The sequence below is a fragment of the Gordonia sp. KTR9 genome, assembly GCF_000143885.2.
GTDB lineage: Bacteria > Actinomycetota > Actinomycetes > Mycobacteriales > Mycobacteriaceae > Gordonia.
Genome location: NC_018581.1, coordinates 4,536,112 through 4,553,557 on the forward strand (window position 1 = coordinate 4,536,112; position 17,446 = coordinate 4,553,557).

The following is a 17,446-nucleotide window of genomic DNA, read 5'->3' on the forward strand; positions in this document are numbered from 1 at the left end:
GTGCACTCCGCCGCGGGCGGGAACCGCGTGCGGCGTCGTCACCGGGTGATCAGGTCGAGGGCTTCGCCGCGGGAGACCGCACTGGTCTTGAAGATGCCGCGCACCGCCGACGTCGTCGTCGTCGCGCCCGGCTTGCGGATCCCCCGCATCGCCATGCACAGATGCTCGGCCTCGATCACCACGATCACCCCGCGGGGCTCGAGCCTGCGCATCATGGCGTCGGCGATCTGACTGGTGAGCCGTTCCTGGACCTGCGGGCGCTTCGCGTACAGGTCGACGAGCCGGGCCAGCTTCGACAGGCCGGTGACCCGACCCGAGGCGCCGGGGATGTAGCCGACGTGGGCGACCCCGTGGAACGAGACCAGATGGTGCTCGCAGGTCGAGTACATCGGGATGTCCTTGACCAGCACCATCTCGTCATGGTCCTCGTCGAACGTCGTCGCGAGGACCTCGTCCGGGTCGCTGTACAGACCGGCGAACATCTCCCGGTATGCGTTCGCCACCCGCGTCGGGGTCCGGAGGAGACCTTCCCGGTCGGGGTCCTCGCCGACGGCCAGCAGCAATTCGCGGACCGCGGCCTCGGCGCGCGCCTGGTCGAAGTCCCCTCGAGGTCCGGCGAGTTCGGCGTCCTGCCGCTCGTTGATGCTCATCCAGCCACTTTACGAAGTCGGCCGCGAGTCGTCGTCATCGGCGCGGTGTCCCCACCCGTTGGCCTCGCCGTTACGGCCCGGGCGCGGCGCCGACTCGGGCGGCCAGCCGGGAGCGGACCAGTCTCGTGGCGCGCCGTAGTCCGGACGCGTTCGTCCACCGTACGGCCCGCCCGGCTCCGGCGGCGTCCGACCGGAGCCCGAGTCGCGGTATCCCGGATCCGGGTACTGCGGGTTCGGGTTACCGGGGTTCGGATAACCCGGGTTCGGATAGTTCGGGTTCGGATAACCGGGGTTCGGATACTGCGGGGGATGGTGCTGATCCGGATACCCGGGATCGGGGTACCGGGGTTCCGGATTGCCCTGAACCGGTGGTGTCGGTCCGCCCGACGTCCCCGGTTCGGGGTACATCGGCGGATAGTTCGGCACCTGGCCCGGGACCTGCGGTGCACCTGGATAACCGGCTCCCACCGGTTCGGGGATCTTGGCCGGCTCCGGCGGCGGCCACGGCTCACCGCGTTCGATGGCCAGCTCGCCCGGCGTCTTCACCGGCGGCTTGTCGCTGGGGGTGCGCTCGCCGAAGTCGTTGAAGGCGGTGATCCGCGGACGCTTGTCCACATCGGAGAAGATCTTCTCCAGATCCTTGCGGGTCAGCGTCTCCTTCTCGAGGAGCTGGGTGGCGAGCACGTCGAGGGTGTCCCGGTACTCGGTCAGGATGGCCCACGCCTCGGTGTGCGCGGCCTCGATCAGCCGGCGTACCTCGTCGTCGATCTCGCTCGCGATCTCCGCGGAGTAATCGGTGTGCGAGCCCATCGACCGGCCGAGGAACGGGTCGCCCTGATCCTGGCCGTAACGCACGGCACCCAGCTTGGAACTCATGCCGTACTCGGTGACCATCGCCCGCGCGATCTTCGTCGCCTGGTCGATGTCCGACGACGCACCGGTCGTCGGTTCGTGGAACACGAGTTCCTCGGCCGCACGACCGCCCATGGCCATCACCAGCCGCGCGATCATCTCCGAGCGGGTCATCAGGTCCTTGTCCTGCTCGGGGACGGCCAGCGCGTGGCCGCCGGTCCGCCCGCGCGCCAGGATCGTGACCTTGTAAATCGGGGCGAGATCGGGCATCGCCCATGCGGCGAGGGTGTGTCCGCCCTCGTGGTAGGCCACCACCTTGCGCTCGTGCTCACTGATGATCCGGGACTTGCGGCGCGGTCCGCCGATGACCCGGTCGACCGCCTCCTCGAGGGCCTCGGCAGTGATCGTCTGCTTGTTCTCGCGCGCGGTGAGCAGCGCCGCCTCGTTGACGACGTTGGCCAGATCGGCGCCCGACATCCCGGGCGTGCGCTTGGCCAGACCGTCGAGGTCGGCGTCGGGATCGATCGGCTTGCCCTTGGCGTGGACTTTCAGGATCGCCCGGCGACCGGCCATGTCGGGATTGCCGACCGGGATCTGGCGATCGAATCGGCCGGGGCGCAGGAGCGCCGGATCGAGGATGTCGGGGCGGTTCGTCGCGGCGATCAGGATGACGCCCGAGCGGTCACCGAAGCCGTCCATCTCGACGAGCAGCTGGTTGAGGGTCTGCTCGCGTTCGTCGTGACCACCGCCGAGGCCCGCGCCGCGCTGGCGTCCGACGGCGTCGATCTCGTCGACGAAGATGATGCACGGACTGTTGTTCTTGGCCTGCTCGAACAGATCGCGCACGCGGGATGCACCCACACCGACGAACATCTCGACGAAGTCCGAACCGGAGATCGTGAAGAACGGGACCCCGGCCTCACCGGCGACCGCCCGGGCCAGCAGCGTCTTGCCCGTTCCGGGTGGGCCGAAGAGCAGCACACCCCGAGGGATCTTCGCGCCCAGCGCCTGATAGCGCGCCGGATTCTGCAGGAAGTCCTTGATCTCGTAGAGCTCCTCGACGGCCTCGTCGGCGCCCGCGACATCGGCGAACGTCGTCTTCGGCATGTCCTTGCTGAGCTGCTTGGCCTTCGACTTGCCGAAGCCCATGACGCCGCCGCGACCGCCGCCCTGCATGCGGCTCATCACGAAGAAGAACAAGCCGAACAGCAGGATCATCGGGAGCACGAAGATGAGGATCTGCCACAGGACGGACTGCTCGTTGACGTTGGTCGTGTACGGCGCGCCCGTGCCCTGGACGGCCTCGAAGACCTGGTCACCCGCCTGCGCCGGGTACTTGGCACTGATCTTGCCGGCGTCGGCGTCGTTGACCTTGATCGGGGACTTGAGCTCGATCCGGAGCTGCTGCTCGCGATCGTCGATGCTGACGAACTTGGTGTTCTTGTCGTTGAGTTGCTGCAGTGCGACGGAGGTGTCGACGCCGCGGTACTCCCGGCCGGAGTCGCTCATCACGCTCCAGCCCCACAGGGCGAGCAGGATGAGCGCCAGGATGGCGAGGTTGCGGAAGACTGTCTTACGGTTCATGCCAGTTGGTGGGGGTCGAGCGGGCTCGCGGGATCGAGTCCCGGTGCCGACGCCGTTCCCATGTCCTTCCCGTCGACGTACACATTGAGGCTACCGGTCAACGATCGCGCTGGTGAAACCGTTCCCTCGCAGGTCGGGCACACGTGTGGCGCCCCGGAGCATCAGTGCGTGTACACCGACGGCTTCAGCCGGCCGATGTACGGCAGGTCGCGGTAGCGCTCGGCATAGTCGAGGCCGTAGCCGACGACGAACTCGTTCGGGATGTCGAAACCGACGTCGGCGACCCGGATCGTGGAGCGGACGGCGTCGGGCTTGCGCAGCAGGGCGCACACCTCGAGGCTGCGCGGCGAACGCGTCGCGAGGTTCTTCATCAGCCACGACAGCGTCAGGCCCGAGTCGATGATGTCCTCGACGATCAGGACGTCCCGGCCCTCGATGTCGCGGTCGAGGTCTTTGAGGATGCGGACCACGCCCGACGACGATGTCGACGACCCGTAGCTCGACACCGCCATGAACTCCATCTGCGACGGGATCGGCAGGGACCGCGCAAAGTCCGTCATGAACATGATGGCGCCCTTCAGGACACCGATGAGGACCAGATCCTCTTCGATGTCGGCGTAGCGCGATGCCACGGACTGGGCGAGTTCGGCGGTTCGCTGTTTGATCTCCTCTTCGGTGATCAGCACAGCGTCGATGTCAGCGGCGTACGGGTCGGCAGACTGCACGCTCCCAGCTTGTCATGTTTTCGCGGTGCCGCGGCGAACGGGGTACCTCTCCGGGGCTCCGCGGACGCACGCCGGGAATGGCCGCGGCCTACCTGCGGTTTTTCGCTGAATTGCCAGTTCAAACCATTTACGGCCATTCACGTCGACATTTCGCGGAATTGCTATGCGGATAACGGTCACATAACAACTCATCACACGGGCACCATTCCTCGAGGTTGCGTTTCGATGTGGATCAAGCGTCTGACATTCTCGAAAACAGAGAGCTGAGCACCAGACCTCTGATATCCCCTCCCTTCTCACGCCCTGTCCTGTGTGGACAAGAAGGAGCACTCGTGTTCCCCACTTCGCGTATCCCCCTGCGCAAAAAACGCCTCAGCGTGATTCTGTGTCTGGCCACCGCAGTCGTTACGGTGTTCGCCGCGACCGCCGAAGCTGCACCTCAGAAGGCCCCGGCGGCCACTTATGACGCGTCCTGGAATGCCTCGGCGCTCACCCTCACGGTGCACAACGCATCCGTGAGCACGGAGAACGGGAATGTGACGGTTCGGGATACCGCCGGCGCAGAACTCTTCCGCATGCCGCTGAACTACCGCAGCGAATTCCGACAGTTTCCCATCGACGCGCGAATCGCGGGGAACGCCGTGACCCTCATTCCGTCCCGTGAGGTCTCGCGTTCGTCGGCGGTCAATCCGACCGAGGTCGAGAGTTTGCGCGGCATCGCCCGGCACAATGTCGCGGCGCCGCAGACGCGACAAGAACGCGACGACCAGGCTCTCGAACGATTCCAATCACAACTCCGGGCCGGAACCTCGATCGGCACATTGGTCGGTACTGTCGTCGGCGGAATCGTCGGCGGCGTGATCGGGTGCGTCATCGGCCTGGCCGCCGCGGTGGTGGGCTGCCTGGTGGGCGTCGCGCCGGCCGCCGCGATCGGCGGCATCGCCGGTCTCGCCCTCGGCGGCGGCGGCACCCTGATCGGTGCCGGGATCCAGTACTTCCAGACGATCAACTCGCCCTTCGTGCCGCCTCGGCGCTGAGGGAACGTAGTACCTCCAAGACGGTCCGTCTCACCTCGCGGTGAGGCGGACCGTCAGTGTTTCGCCCGTACGGACGACGACACGGCGGACGTCGGGGTCGCCGCCGACGGCGATCTGGGTCCGGTCGGCGACGGCGGCCGAGTCCAGGAGGCCCGCCACGGCCGTGACGACCCGATGGGTCGGCTCGGTCGCCCCGATGTCGAGCAGCCAGGCGCGCAGGGCTCGCGTCCGAATCGCGAGTGGCGCGTCGCGAAGCGGGCCGACGGCCAGGACGTCGCCGCGTGCGGCCTCGGCGAGGACGCGGGCCGCCCACTCGTCGAGTGCATCGTTGTCGGCCTGCAGCCTCTCGGCGGTGCGACCCAGCGCGTCGACGACCCCGCCGTGGAGCACGTCCTCCAGCAACGGCAGGACTTCGGATCGCAGACGGACGCGGGTGAACCGCGGATCGCGGTTGTGCGGGTCGTGATGGGGTGCGAGACCGAGTTCGGTACAGGCCGCCAGAGTCTGCTGCCTCCGGACCCCGAGGAACGGTCTGGCCCACGGGTCGTTCCAGGCACGCATGCCGGCGATCGATCGTGAGCCGGATCCGCGCGCCAGCCCGAGCAGCACGGTCTCGGCCTGGTCGTCGGCGGTGTGGCCGAGCAGAACCGGCCGACCACCGCGGGCCTCGTCGAGGGCTGCGTACCGGGCATCGCGAGCAGCGGCCTCGAGACCTCCACCACGTCCGACGCGCACCCGCAGGACATGGACTCGGGCGCCCAGGACACGCGCCGCGTCGGCCGCGGCCACCGCCACCCGCGCAGAGTCCGGCTGGAGTCCGTGATCGACGATCAGCGCGGTGACGTCGAGACCGGCACCGACGGCGGCCGCGGTCAGCGCGAGCGAGTCCGGCCCGCCGGAGAGTCCGACGCAGACCTCCGGCCCGACCCGATGAGCGGCCGCGAATTCCGCGACCGCCCGCCTCACAAGACCCGCTGAATCCATGCCTGCGGGTCGTCGATCTCGTTCGGCAGCGGCATCGTGTCCGGCGAGGTCCAGACCGTGTTGAACCGCTCCATCCCGACTGCCTCGACCACCGCGTCGACGAAGGCTTTTCCTCGGATGTACTGCGCGAGCTTGGCGTCCATCCCGATGAGGGCCCGGATGATCCGCTGCACCGGATTCTGCGGTGCGGTGCGCCGTTTGTCGAAGGCGGTGCGGATGCGCGCCACCGACGGCACATGCACCGGGCCCACCGCATCCATGACGTGGTCGGCGTGCCCCTCGAGCAAGGTGCCGAGAACCATCATGCGCTGGAAAGCGGCGTGCTGTTCGGGGCTCTGCAGCAGCTGCATCGCGCCGATCACGCCCTTCTCGCGCGGACCATCGGAACCCTTGAGGGCCTTCGTCATCCGAGTGACGATCTCGGTGGTCGACTCGCCGGCGTCGGAGGTGAGCACCGCGACGTTGTCCTGCATGTAGTCCCGCAGCCACGGGTTGGCCGAGAACTGCACGCGGTGGGTGACCTCGTGGAGGCACACCCACAGCCGGAAGTCCGACGGGATCACCTTGAGCTGGCGTTCGACGTTGATGATGTTCGGCGTCACCACCATCAGCACACCGGGCTCGCCGGTCTCCGGATCGGGCGTGAACGGATCGTACTGACCGAGGATCGCGGTGGAGAGGAACGCGAGCAGACCACCGGCCTGCAGTCCGCCGAATCGTGCCGCGAGCCCCGGCGATCCCGCGTCGGTGGACTCGTCGTCCGAACCGAGCATCGATCGCATCGACAGGGACGCCGCGTCGATCCAGCCGGCCCGGTCGAGGACTCGGGTGGTCGGTACGCGCAGGCCGTCGGCCAGGCCCGTGACCTCTCGCACCGGGGCTTCGGCGCGGGTGGCGGCATCGGCCAGTTCCGCGCGGGCCGCCTCGTAGGTGTACGACGTCGTCTTCGGGCCGGGCCGGGCGAGTCGTTTCGCCGTCGAGGCCGCCAGCGACCAGTCGATCTGCGAGCCGATACCCGGGTGGCGTTCCCGGTCGGCGGATTCCTCGACGCCCGATTCCGGAGCGGTCCCGGTCTCGGCTCCGGCGTTCCCGGCGTCCGTGGTCTCCGACCCGGCGATTCCTGACGTGGTCATCGGCACCCGCACTCTCTCAGTTGGCCCACCACGGCATCGAGGGCGGGTCGCGCGTCCGCCGGCGAGGTGCCGCCGGACATCAGGGCGAACGACAGCACGCGGCCGTCGACTGTCTGCACTATGCCGGTCAACGAACTGACCCCGGTGAGTGTTCCGGTCTTCGCCCGCGCCCAGCCCGCACCGGGATTGTCGGCGGCGTCGAACCGGTCCGCGAGGGTGCCGGTACCGCCGGCGATCGGCAGACCGTCGAGCATGGGGCGCAGCGCCGGCCTGCTCGGCCCGCTCGCCGCGGTCATCACCGTGTCGAGCAACTCCGGCGTGGTCCGGTTGGCGTAGGAGATTCCCGACGCGTCGTGCAGCGCGGTACCGGCCCACTGGTCCGGGAACATCGACGACAGCACCTGTTCGATCGCGTCGACGCCGCCGGCGTGCGTGGGCGGCCCGCCGCGGTGCACCGAGAGTTCGACGGCGAGCGTCTCGGCGAGCACGTTGTCGCTGTAGCGCAGCATGTCGTTGACCCGCGTCACCAGCGGGGCCGACTGGACCTTCGCGATCACGCGTTCGTCCCCGGACCCGGTCGGCGCGGTACCGGTCACCTCGGTGACGGGCGCTTCGACGTCGAGGGCGGCGGCGAGCGCCTCCCCCGCCATGAGGCCCGGGGTCGCGGTACGCGGCGAGTATTCGTCCAGCGGTTCCAGCCGGGCACCGTCGACCATCAGCGATTCGATCGGGGCGATGTCGCCGCCCTGGATGTCCCGGCGATCCCAGGTGGTGTCCATCGTGGGTCCCGAGAAGGCGCTCAGGTCGACGGCCACCGAGGTCACCGGGATCTCGGTCTCCTCGATCTGGCGCGCGAGGTCGGCGATGCGACCCGGGTCGGTGTAGAAGGTGTCGGTCCCGGCGGGTTGGGCCGACAGGGTGGGATCACCGGCACCGCGGAGGATGACCTGTCCGTTGCTGCCGGCCACCACCGTCGTCGTCAGTCGCTGGTCGTGCGGCACGGCGTCGAGGACGGCGGCGGCGGTCAGGATCTTGGCGTTAGACGCGGGAATCCGCGGGCGCTCCGGGTCGCTGGTCCACAGGACCGCGCCGGTGAGCGAGTCGCTGATCATTCCGGAGAGTTCGCCGAGGGCGGGGTTGCGCAGTGCCGGAGCGATCGCGCGTGACACACCCTGCGGCGTCGACTCGGGCGCCGAGGCGACCACCGGGTCGATCCGCGGATCGACGGCGACCGCGGCGGGTTGCGGTGGCACTCCCGGCGGGAGCTCCGGTTCCCGATCGAGGCGGAGTGCGATCACGACCGAGGCCGCGGCGACCAGGGCCAGGATCACCACCGCGGTGACCGTCCACCACAGGAGTCTCCGACCGCGGCGACCGCCGTTTCGGGTGGATGCGCCCACAAAACCTCCGGGTCTCTCGCGGTTCACGGTCGATGGAACGGCCGGATGTACGCACAATGAGGGGTACGAACATCGAGGTCGCCGGACCAACAGTATCGTTGGGGCAGCGTGCGGGCGTTTCGGCCCGACGCGGCATCCCCGATCAAGACTGCCAGGAGGAACTGTGGAATTCGATGTGACCATCGAGATCCCCAAAGGTGGCCGCAACAAGTACGAGGTCGACCACGAGACCGGCAAGGTCTACCTCGACCGCTACCTGTACACCTCGATGGGCTACCCGGCCGACTACGGGTACATCGACGGCACCCTCGGTGAGGACGGCGACCCGCTCGACGCGCTGGTCCTGCTCCCCGAGTCGGTGTTCCCCGGCATCATCGTGCGCGCACGGGTCGTCGGCATGTACACCATGACCGACGAGGCCGGCGGCGACGACAAGCTGCTGTGCGTCCCGGCCAAGGACGTGCGGTGGGACCACATCAAGGACATCTCCGACGTGTCCGAGTACGAGTTGGGCCCGATCGCCCACTTCTTCGAGCACTACAAGGACCTCGAGCCCGGCAAGGAGGTCCAGCCGGGCGGCTGGGTCGGCCGCGAGCAGGCCGAGAAGATCGCGCAGGATGCGATCGACCGCCTCGCATCGCACCCCGAGGCTGCCAACGAGCCCTCGCGCGGCTGACGGATCACCGTCGAGACACCCCCGCCGGCACCATCGTGAGATGGTGCCGGCGGGGGTGTCTACGGCGCAGATGCGCCACTTGAGTTCAACTGCGGCAGTTGCAGATAGCGCGCATGCTCCGAAGTCGCGCTCCTATGACGGGCCGCCCGTCAGGCCACGCGGTGCCGCTGCTCGGCGAGAACCGGCAGGATCTGTTCGCGGATGCGGCCTTCGGTGGCAGCGCCGTCGATCGGGACGAGGATCACCGCGTCGGCGACCTCGGCCGCGTAGATGTCCCGGACCAGCGTGATCAGTCCGTGTGTCGTGCCGATGTAGCGGATGGTCCCGGAGCCTGTCTCCGACGATGCGTCCACCGCGGCAGCGGCCGCGGCACGCGCCGACGCGGCATCCGGCGCGACGGTCACCTCCACCTCGAGGGCGACCACGAACTTCGCCTGATCGTGGGTGCCGGCCCGGAGCAGAGAGCGGGCACGCTGCGCATCGCGGAGGGTCTCACGCCGCACGACGATCGGAAACGTCTGTGCCAGTTCGTCTCCGGCGATGGCGATCTGGAACCCCGGTCGTCCGATGCTGATCGGGGCCGTCGGAGCGGAGGTCGGTGCGGCGATCACGGTTGCGCGATCGGCCGGTGCGTCGAGTTCGATGGTCATCTCATCACCCCTCATTCGAGTTCGGTCGGATGGTCTGTTCGGTCAGTGCATGGTCGATCGGTGCGTGCTCGGTCAGTGCGTGTTCGGTCAGTGCGCGCAGAGCGCCGAGGAGGCGGTCGATGTCGTCGGAGGTGGTACCCGCCCCGAAGCTCGCGCGGACCGCGCCGGCCGGATGTCCGAGGCGCTCGAGCAGCGGGTGAGCGCAGAACCGGCCGTCGCGCACGCCGATTCCGTGTTGCGCACTGAGATACTCGGCGATGACCCGCGGCGCGATCCCGTCGACGGTGAACCCCGCGATTCCCACCCGGTCGGTGGAATCGGCGAAGATCCGCAGGGGCACGACCCCGGGGATGGCGGCCAGGCCGGAGTCCAGGCGTTGCGCCAGGCGCAGTTCGTGTAGGCCGATGGCCTCGGGACCGAGGTCGGCCAGCGCCTCGCAGGCCGCCGCGATCGACACCGCGCCGAGCACGTTCGGCGAACCGGCCTCGTGACGCGCGGCTCCGGTGTGCCAGGTCACGCCACCGCGCGGACTCAGGTCGACGTCGGCGGTCGCTCCCCCGCCGGCCAGATAGGGGTCGGCGGCGTCGAACCAGTCGGTCCGGCCGATCAGGACCCCGGCACCGAACGGTGCATATGCCTTGTGCCCGGAGAAGGCCAGGTAGTCGATGCCGTGACTGACGACGGAGACGGGCCGGTGCGCGACGAGTTGCGCGGCGTCGACCAGGATCCGGGCTCCGTGCCGGTGCGCGATCGAGGCGAGCCGGCTAATCGGCAGCACCTCGCCGGTGACGTTCGACGCCGCGGTGACCGCGAGCAGCGCTGCCGGCGCCGACGCGAGCTCCGCCTCGAGCGCGACCAGGGTGTCCTCGATCGTGTCGCAGGTGCGGACGATTCGGGCCCGGTTGCGGCCGTCGCGCGGCGCGCACCACGGCAGCAGGTTGGCGTGATGCTCGATGTCGAGCACGACGACGTCCCCGGGTGTGATGTGAGCGGCGAGGTTGATGGCATCGGTGGTGTTGCGGGTGAAGACGACGGTGTCGTCGACCCGTCCGCGGACGAACCGGCGCACGGTGTCCCGGGCGGCCTCGTACCGGGCGGTGGTCACCTGCGACAGATGACCGGCGCCGCGATGGACGCTCGCGTATTCGCCGAGTCCATGGGCGACCGCGGCGGCCACCGAGCTCAGAGCCGGCGCGCTCGCCGCGTAGTCGAGGTTGACGTACCGCGTTGTGCCGCCGTGGGCCAGCGGTACGGACACATCGGCGCCGACGACCGGGGCCAGCCCGGGGATGGCCGGATACCGATGGTGGGTCGCATCGATGACGGGGGTGTCGACAGTCTCGTGGCCGGTCGTGTCGGGTGCTGACAGGACAGCGGTCATGGCAGGAGCTCCTCTGAAATTCCGCGCTTGCCGCGTCCGGTCGGTACGCGGCCAGGTCGTCACCCGGAGCACCCCACCGCGGAGGAGGGTTGCCGACCAGCGAGCCGGGGCTTGTCACTGGCACTCATGACCTATGTGCAAGCCTCGCCGAAGCCGCGCGGGCGTGTCAATTTTCACTCATCGTGATCCAAAGTTAGGGCACACTTACCTGTAGCGTGTCAGGGGTGTCAGCGACTGATGTGTTCGTGTTGTCCCGCCCGCACGGCACCGTGCGGGGCCGGGGCGCCGTCCGTGGGTTCACCGATGTCGACGCGGCCTCGGCCGCGCTGCGTTCCGGGACGATCGACGGGCTGACCGGCGCGATCCCGTTCGACCTCGCCGACCCGGCCGCGCTGGTGGTACCCGAGGTCCTGCACTTCGACGACGCACCGCTGACGGGCGGGCCACCGCTGTCGCGCACCCCGGTCTCGACGACCCTGCACCCGACCGCCGACGAGCACCGCGAGCGGGTGGCGCACGCGGTCAAGCGGATCGTCGCCGGCGACGTCGGCAAGGTCGTCCTCGCCCGTAGTGTCGACATCGTGCTCGACGCCGAGGTCGCGCCCCACGAACTCCTCGACGCCCTGGCGGGTGGCAACGCCGGACACAACGCGTTCGGCGTCGACCTCGGTGCCGCCACCGGCTCGGGCGCGTGGCTGCTGGGCGCGAGTCCCGAAGTGCTGCTGCGCAAGTCGGGATCGGTCGTCACCTGCCACCCGTACGCGGGTTCGGCTCCGCGGTCACCGGATCCGGTCGTCGACCGCGCCGTCGCGGACGGATTGTTCTCCTCGGCAAAGGATCTCGCCGAACACGCGTTCGTCGTGGATCACCTGCGAGACCGGTTGGCGCACCTGTGCGACGACGTCGACGCGCCGTCGACCCCGCAATTGCAGTCGACCGGGGAGGTGTGGCATCTCGCCACCCCCATCCGCGCGACACTTCGCGATCCGTCGACCACCGCGCTGGATCTCGCCCTCCTGCTGGGACCGACCCCCGCGGTCTGCGGTACACCCAGTGATGTTGCCGCGCAGATCATCCGGGAAGTCGAGGGAGAACGCGGCTTCTATGCGGGCGCCGTCGGCTGGTGCGACGCCGCCGGCGACGGCGAATGGATGGTCACCATCCGGTGCCTCCAGCTCGAAGCCGATCGCCGCAGTCTCCGAACCTGGGCGGGTGGCGGCATCGTCGAACACTCCGACCCTCAGGGCGAGCTCGAGGAGACCGCGTTCAAACTCCGTACGGTCCTGAACGCGCTGGGCATCGACGGCCTCGACTGAGACCGCGGCGGGGAATCACCGCGACGGGTCAGCCCAGCGCCTGATCCAGATCGCCGAGCAGGTCGTCGACCCCTTCGAGACCGACCGACAGCCGCACGACCGAGTCGCTGAGACCGATCGCCGCGCGTCCGTCGGGCCCCATCGCACGGTGCGTGGTGGTCGCCGGGTGCGTGATCAGCGACTTCGAGTCACCGAGATTGTTGGAGATGTCGACGATCCGCAAGCCGTTGAGGACCTCGAAGGCCCGCTTCTTGCCGTCGATGCCGTCGTGGTCGTTCAGCTCGAAGGTCACCACGGTGCCGCCGCCGGACATCTGCGCCCGCGCCAGCTCGTACTGCGGATGGGACTGCAGGAACGGGTATTTCACCCATCGCACCCGCGGATCGGCTTCGAGGAACTCGGCGATCCGGAGCGCGGAGGACACCGAGGCGTCGACGCGCAGGCGCAGCGTCTCCAGACCCTTCACCAGCGTCCAGGCGTTGAACGGGCTCAACGCCGGGCCGGTGTGCCGCATGAGTTGCTGCACCGGCCCGTCCACGTACTCCTTGGTTCCGAGTACCGCACCGCCCATCACACGTCCCTGGCCGTCGATGTGCTTGGTGCCCGAGTACACGATGACGTCGGCACCGAGTTCGAGACCGCGTTGCAGGAGCGGGGTGGCGAAGACGTTGTCCAGCACCACCTGTGCGCCCGCCGCGTGCGCCAGCTCCGAGACCTTGACGACGTCGACGAGGCTCTGCATCGGATTCGACGGGGTCTCGAAGAACACCGCGTCGGTGGGCTTGGAGAGCGCCCGCTCCCACTGTTCCAGGTCCTCGCCGTCGACGAACTCGGTCTCGATCCCCCAGCGCGGCAGGATCTCGTTGCAGACCACGAAGCAGGAACCGAACAGGCTGCGGGCGGCGACCAGGCGATCGCCGGCCTTCAGCAGCGCACCGAGCGCGACGAAGACCGCGGCCATCCCGCTGGCCGTCGCGAAACACGCTTCGGCACCCTCGAGTCGACGCAGACGTTCCTGGAACATCTCGACGGTCGGATTGCCGTAGCGCGAGTAGACGAATCGCTCGTCCTCCCCGGTGAAGGCGCGTTCGGCGGCCTCGGCGGAGTCGTAGACATAACCGCTCGTGAGGTACATCGCCTCGGCCGTCTCGTGGAAACCCGAGCGGGCCAGCCCGCCGCGCACCGCGATGGTGTCGGCCGAGAGCCCCTCGGGCAGTTCACGACCCACGGGTAGATCAGAAGTCACGATTGCCTCCACGGCAGGTTCTCGGCACGCCAGCCCGACGTCCCGCGATGGTCGTTCTCGTCGAGGGCACCCTCGAATCCGTCGACGACGTTGTAGGCCTTGGCGATACCGTCCGCCGTCGCAGCCTCCGCGGCGCCGATCGAACGGTGACCGGACCGGCACAGGAAGATGACCTCGTGGTCGTCGCTGACGCCCGAATCCCGCAGCTGCGTGATGAAGTCGTCGTTGCGTCGACCTTCGGGGAAGGTGGTCCACTCGGCGAAGATCGTGCGCTTCCCCAGGACTTCGAGGTCGGGTACGCCGACGAACGACCATTCGGCCTGCGTCCGACAGTCCACCAGAACCGCGTCCGGGTTGTTCTCGAGCTTCTCCCACGCCTCACGGGGGGTCAGATCTCCGGCATAGGTCATGAGGAACACACCTTCCATTCGCCGTTCTCGCGCACCACGATCGTGTCGACGACATTCACGTCGTCGGGGGTCTTGTCATAGTGCCAATGAACCTTCGCGGTCGCGCGGTCACCGTCGACCACCAGCTCGGTGATCTCCGGGATCTCGATGTGACCGTTGGCGACCAGCGACTCCCGGTTGTCGGCGAGGAATTGTTCCTCGGAGACGAAGTCGGCCGCCTCGACGTCGGCCGCGCAGGTGTTGGCGCGGTACTCGGCGTAGTTCGGGCCGTTGCGGGCGGTGTAGACGTCGTTGATCGCGTACTGGACCTGGGCCGAGTCACCGGCCCGATCCTCGGCAGGACGGATCACGTTCGACAGCACGACGCCGAGCACGACGAGGCCCACGACGCCCGCCGCGACGAAGAACGGCCACGCGTTCTTCCACGACGGGGGCCTCTGGTCACCCTCACCTGCAGCTTCGGCCATGGCGGGGAGTCTATCGAGCGACCAGGAGGCACCTGAGACCGGCGTCGACGCGCGTGACCTGCCGGACGACGGACCGGCGCGTGGTCGACGATCGGAGGGCCGTGAGTAAGGTGGCCCTAAGTACCGCGGAGAACAACGACGCCGAACGCAACGACCAGCGAGGACCCCGGATGCGCTCTACCACCCACCGCACACTCACCCTTCTCGTCGGGCTGCTGACAGCAGCTCTCCTGGCGACCTCGTGTTCGCCGCCGGACGAGACGGTCGACTCCGGCACGGCGCAGGTACCCGCACCCGAGGCCGGCGCGATCCCGGTGACCGTGCAGCAGGCCTACGCCCCGGCGACGGTCGCGCAGGCGCCGAAGCGCATCGCGGCGATGGGTGTGGGCGACGGCGACACCCTGCTCGCCCTGGGGGTCACGCCCACGACCATCGCGCCCTTCGCCGACCCCGATCAGGCCTCGGCGCCGTGGAACGCCGAGCTGCTCGCGGACTCGACGCCGGTGGTCCTCCCCAACGTCTCGGGCGCCTTCGGCGACGAGATCCCCAAGGCCCTGGCCACCGAACCCGACCTCATCACCGCGGTCGGCGCGGATCCCACCCGCGATCAGTTCGACCTGTTGAGCAAGACCGCACCGACGATCCTGCGGCCCGCCCAGTTCCAGCCGTGGCAGGTGCCGTGGGACGCGCAGACCCGCCAGATCGGCACCGCCGTCGGGCTTCCCGAGCTCGCCGACCGCAAGGTGGCCGAGACCGAACAGTTCCTCGCGGGCGTTCGCGAGCAGAACCCGCAACTGGCGGGCAAGACCGCTGTCGTCGTGACCGCCAGCCCGACCGGCGGCGTGTCGATCTACGGCCCCGGCGACGGCCGCGGGCAGACGGTCGCAGGTTACGGACTCACCTTCCCGCCTGCGCTGCAACCCTCGGTGACCAGCGGTTTCTACGGTGAACTGCCGGCCGAGAGCCTCAATCTGCTCGACTCGGCCGACGTCGTCGTCGCCGTCGACTGGGAGGGCTCCAACGATCGGCTGAAGGCGAACGCGGCATTCAACCGCCTGACCGTGGCGCAGTCGGGCCGCGTCGTCTACCTCCCCCAGGAGGTGGGCAGCGCGATGTCGGTGCCGACGGTCCTGACGATCCCGTGGGTCGCCGACCAGGCCGTCGAACCGATCGCGGCCGCGGCCGGCAAGGCCTGAGCCGCCGCGACCTCGACCGTCCATCCCTCGTCGAGGTGAGGGTTACCTCACAGACGGATTTTGGTCGTGGACAGCAAGCGCCTACCGTAGAAGGGATAGGCCTTATCCATACGCGCGGACCCGGGGTCGCCGAGATCACCGTTCCGCGTGTGCTGAGCAACGGAAGACACCTACTCCATGAGCGACAACAGCCGCCCGCTGCGGGTTGCGATCGTCGGTGCCGGTCCCGCCGGCATCTACGCCGCCGACGCGTTGATGAAGTCCGACACCGCCAAGGACCGCGGCGTCAGCATCGATCTGTATGAGCGCATGCCCGCTCCGTTCGGGCTGATCCGCTACGGCGTCGCACCCGACCACCCGCGGATCAAGGGCATCATCACCGCCCTGCACAAGGTCCTCGACAAACCACAGGTGCGCCTGCTCGGCAACGTCGACTACGGCACTGACATCACCATCGACGAGATGCGCGCCCACTACGACGCGGTGATCTTCTCCACCGGCGCCACCGACGACCGCGCTCTCGACATCCCCGGCATCGACCTCGACGGCAGCTACGGCGCCGCCCAGTTCGTCGCCTGGTACGACGGACACCCGGACTTCCCCCGCACGTGGCCCCTCGAGGCGGAGAAGGTCGCCGTGATCGGCGTCGGCAACGTCGCCCTCGACGTCGCGCGCGTGCTCGCCAAGACCGGTGACGAACTGCTCCCCACCGAGATCCCGGCCAACGTCTACGAAGGCCTTAAGGCCAACAAGGCGATCGAGGTCCACGTCTTCGGCCGTCGCGGACCCGCGCAGGCCAAGTTCACCCCGCTCGAGCTCAAGGAGCTCGACCACTCGCCCAACATCGAGGTCATCGTCAATCCCGAGGACATCGACTACGACGAGGGTTCGGCCGTCGCGCGCCGCGGGTCGAAGATCACCGACCAGGTCGCCACGATCATCGAGAACTACGCGATCCGCGAACCCAAGCAGGGCGCGATCCACAAGCTGTTCCTGCACTTCTTCGAGAGCCCCACCGAGATCCTCGGTGAGGACGGCAAGGTCGTCGGACTGCGCACCGAACGCACCCAGCTCGACGGCACCGGCAACGTCAAGCCCACCGGCAAGACCACCGACTGGGAGGTCGGCGCGGTCTACCGCGCGGTCGGTTACCTCTCGGACAACCTGCCGCAGATCCCGTTCGACTCGCAGGCCGGGGTCATCCCGAACGAGGCCGGACGCGTCTTCGACGAGGGCCAGCAGCTGACCGGCATCTACACCACCGGCTGGGTCAAGCGCGGACCCGTGGGCCTCATCGGCCACACCAAGGGCGACGCCAACGAGACCGTCGACTGCATCCTCAAGGACATGGAAGCGGGCGCACTGCTCGAGCCCGCCCACCCCGGTGAGGACGCCATCGTCGAACTCCTCGAGTCCAAGAACATCCCGTTCACCACCTGGGACGGCTGGTACCGGCTCGACGAGCACGAGCGTGCGCTCGGCGCCGCCGAAGGCCGCGAACGCGTCAAGGTCGTCGAACGCGAGGACATGCTCGCCGCTTCCGAGCCGAACAAGGTGTCACGCCCCTCCGCGTGACCCCGCTTCCCGCCGGCTGAGCCCACCTCCGCCGGCTGAGCCTGTCGAAGCCAAGAGCGGCGGCCGAGTTTTCTCGGTCGCCGCTCTTTCGCATGCGCCGGGCGGTGTGCGGAGGCGTCCTCCCCGCACCCGCCCGACGCGAAATGTCTTGTCGTGGACGCTCA

General features: G+C 68.7%; 16 protein-coding genes and 1 riboswitch. Of the genes, 5 read left to right on the plus strand and 11 right to left on the minus strand.

Annotation, left to right across the window (positions count from 1 at the left end; genetic code table 11):
- Positions 1-38: 38 nt before the first annotated feature.
- From folE to hpt, 3 genes are all read right to left on the minus strand, one after another.
- Positions 39-650, minus strand: coding sequence for a GTP cyclohydrolase I FolE (gene folE, locus KTR9_RS21015; protein ID WP_014928018.1), 612 nt, complete (start codon positions 648-650; stop codon positions 39-41).
- A gap of 9 nt (positions 651-659) precedes the next feature.
- Positions 660-3,086: an ATP-dependent zinc metalloprotease FtsH gene (ftsH, locus tag KTR9_RS21020; RefSeq protein ID WP_014928019.1), complete on the minus strand. Its 2,427-nt coding sequence runs from the start codon at positions 3,084-3,086 to the stop codon at positions 660-662.
- A gap of 161 nt (positions 3,087-3,247) precedes the next feature.
- Positions 3,248-3,811, minus strand: a complete 564-nt coding sequence (gene hpt / locus KTR9_RS21025; protein ID WP_010840700.1) for a hypoxanthine phosphoribosyltransferase — start codon at positions 3,809-3,811, stop codon at positions 3,248-3,250.
- Between the two features lie 332 nt (positions 3,812-4,143).
- Between hpt and KTR9_RS21030 the strand changes: the two genes are divergently transcribed.
- Complete coding sequence (locus KTR9_RS21030; RefSeq protein WP_010840701.1) at positions 4,144-4,848, plus strand: hypothetical protein; 705 nt, start codon at positions 4,144-4,146, stop codon at positions 4,846-4,848.
- A 30-nt stretch (positions 4,849-4,878) separates the two neighbouring features.
- On the opposite strand, the gene tilS is transcribed toward KTR9_RS21030, so the two are convergent.
- The 3 genes from tilS to dacB are packed head-to-tail and all read right to left on the minus strand — an operon-like array spanning position 4,879 to position 8,365.
- Positions 4,879-5,832: a tRNA lysidine(34) synthetase TilS gene (gene tilS, locus KTR9_RS21035; RefSeq protein ID WP_044507225.1), complete on the minus strand. Its 954-nt coding sequence runs from the start codon at positions 5,830-5,832 to the stop codon at positions 4,879-4,881.
- On the minus strand, positions 5,811-6,965 hold the full coding sequence (locus KTR9_RS21040; RefSeq protein WP_014928021.1) for a zinc-dependent metalloprotease: 1,155 nt from the start codon (positions 6,963-6,965) through the stop codon (positions 5,811-5,813). The genes tilS and KTR9_RS21040 overlap by 22 nt, the downstream gene beginning before the upstream one ends.
- Positions 6,962-8,365: a D-alanyl-D-alanine carboxypeptidase/D-alanyl-D-alanine endopeptidase gene (gene dacB / locus KTR9_RS21045; protein ID WP_014928022.1), complete on the minus strand. Its 1,404-nt coding sequence runs from the start codon at positions 8,363-8,365 to the stop codon at positions 6,962-6,964. The genes KTR9_RS21040 and dacB overlap by 4 nt, the downstream gene beginning before the upstream one ends.
- 163 nt (positions 8,366-8,528) lie before the next feature.
- On the opposite strand from dacB, the gene KTR9_RS21050 reads away from it, so the two are divergent.
- A complete protein-coding gene (locus tag KTR9_RS21050) occupies positions 8,529-9,041 on the plus strand; it encodes an inorganic diphosphatase (protein ID WP_010840705.1) in 513 nt (170 codons plus the stop codon).
- A gap of 149 nt (positions 9,042-9,190) precedes the next feature.
- Here the strand turns inward: KTR9_RS21050 and KTR9_RS21055 are convergent, their stop codons facing one another.
- The gene (locus tag KTR9_RS21055; RefSeq protein WP_014928023.1) at positions 9,191-9,691 is read right to left on the minus strand and encodes a hypothetical protein; all 501 of its coding nucleotides are present in this window, start codon (positions 9,689-9,691) and stop codon (positions 9,191-9,193) included.
- A gap of 4 nt (positions 9,692-9,695) precedes the next feature.
- Complete coding sequence (locus tag KTR9_RS21060; RefSeq protein ID WP_014928024.1) at positions 9,696-11,072, minus strand: aminotransferase class V-fold PLP-dependent enzyme; 1,377 nt, start codon at positions 11,070-11,072, stop codon at positions 9,696-9,698.
- Between the two features lie 18 nt (positions 11,073-11,090).
- Positions 11,091-11,204, minus strand: a riboswitch (SAM riboswitch).
- A gap of 107 nt (positions 11,205-11,311) precedes the next feature.
- On the opposite strand from KTR9_RS21060, the gene KTR9_RS21065 reads away from it, so the two are divergent.
- Positions 11,312-12,388 (plus strand): isochorismate synthase, encoded by a 1,077-nt coding sequence (locus tag KTR9_RS21065; RefSeq protein WP_014928025.1) that lies wholly within the window; start codon positions 11,312-11,314, stop codon positions 12,386-12,388.
- A gap of 28 nt (positions 12,389-12,416) precedes the next feature.
- Here KTR9_RS21065 and KTR9_RS21070 read toward each other — a convergent pair whose 3' ends face one another.
- The 3 genes from KTR9_RS21070 to KTR9_RS21080 are packed head-to-tail and all read right to left on the minus strand — an operon-like array spanning position 12,417 to position 14,511.
- The gene (locus KTR9_RS21070; protein ID WP_010840724.1) at positions 12,417-13,634 is read right to left on the minus strand and encodes an O-succinylhomoserine sulfhydrylase; all 1,218 of its coding nucleotides are present in this window, start codon (positions 13,632-13,634) and stop codon (positions 12,417-12,419) included.
- The gene (locus tag KTR9_RS21075) at positions 13,631-14,044 is read right to left on the minus strand and encodes a rhodanese-like domain-containing protein (protein WP_014928026.1); all 414 of its coding nucleotides are present in this window, start codon (positions 14,042-14,044) and stop codon (positions 13,631-13,633) included. The genes KTR9_RS21070 and KTR9_RS21075 overlap by 4 nt, the downstream gene beginning before the upstream one ends.
- Positions 14,041-14,511 carry an Rv0361 family membrane protein gene (locus KTR9_RS21080; RefSeq protein WP_010840726.1) on the minus strand — a complete coding sequence of 157 codons (471 nt, stop codon included), beginning with the start codon at positions 14,509-14,511 and terminating at the stop codon, positions 14,041-14,043. Before KTR9_RS21080 ends, KTR9_RS21075 begins: the two co-directional genes overlap by 4 nt.
- Before the next feature lie 170 nt (positions 14,512-14,681).
- Between KTR9_RS21080 and KTR9_RS21085 the strand changes: the two genes are divergently transcribed.
- Together KTR9_RS21085 and KTR9_RS21090 are read left to right on the plus strand one after the other, a co-directional pair.
- The gene (locus KTR9_RS21085; RefSeq protein WP_014928027.1) at positions 14,682-15,707 is read left to right on the plus strand and encodes an ABC transporter substrate-binding protein; all 1,026 of its coding nucleotides are present in this window, start codon (positions 14,682-14,684) and stop codon (positions 15,705-15,707) included.
- 177 nt (positions 15,708-15,884) lie between these two features.
- Positions 15,885-17,282 (plus strand): FAD-dependent oxidoreductase, encoded by a 1,398-nt coding sequence (locus KTR9_RS21090; protein ID WP_014928028.1) that lies wholly within the window; start codon positions 15,885-15,887, stop codon positions 17,280-17,282.
- Positions 17,283-17,446: the final 164 nt, after the last annotated feature.

Bases quoted from the DNA above. Each gene is read 5' to 3' on its own strand.
- folE (WP_014928018.1), bottom strand. From the start codon at position 650: ATGAGCATCAACGAGCGGCAGGACGCCGAACTCGCCGGACCTCGAGGG.
- ftsH (WP_014928019.1), bottom strand. From the start codon at position 3,086: ATGAACCGTAAGACAGTCTTCCGCAACCTCGCCATCCTGGCGCTCATC.
- tilS (WP_044507225.1), bottom strand. From the start codon at position 5,832: ATGGATTCAGCGGGTCTTGTGAGGCGGGCGGTCGCGGAATTCGCGGCC.
- KTR9_RS21040 (WP_014928021.1), bottom strand. From the start codon at position 6,965: ATGACCACGTCAGGAATCGCCGGGTCGGAGACCACGGACGCCGGGAAC.
- KTR9_RS21055 (WP_014928023.1), bottom strand. From the start codon at position 9,691: ATGACCATCGAACTCGACGCACCGGCCGATCGCGCAACCGTGATCGCC.
- KTR9_RS21060 (WP_014928024.1), bottom strand. From the start codon at position 11,072: ATGACCGCTGTCCTGTCAGCACCCGACACGACCGGCCACGAGACTGTC.
- KTR9_RS21075 (WP_014928026.1), bottom strand. From the start codon at position 14,044: ATGACCTATGCCGGAGATCTGACCCCCCGTGAGGCGTGGGAGAAGCTC.
- KTR9_RS21080 (WP_010840726.1), bottom strand. From the start codon at position 14,511: ATGGCCGAAGCTGCAGGTGAGGGTGACCAGAGGCCCCCGTCGTGGAAG.
- KTR9_RS21085 (WP_014928027.1), top strand. From the start codon at position 14,682: ATGCGCTCTACCACCCACCGCACACTCACCCTTCTCGTCGGGCTGCTG.
- KTR9_RS21090 (WP_014928028.1), top strand. From the start codon at position 15,885: ATGAGCGACAACAGCCGCCCGCTGCGGGTTGCGATCGTCGGTGCCGGT.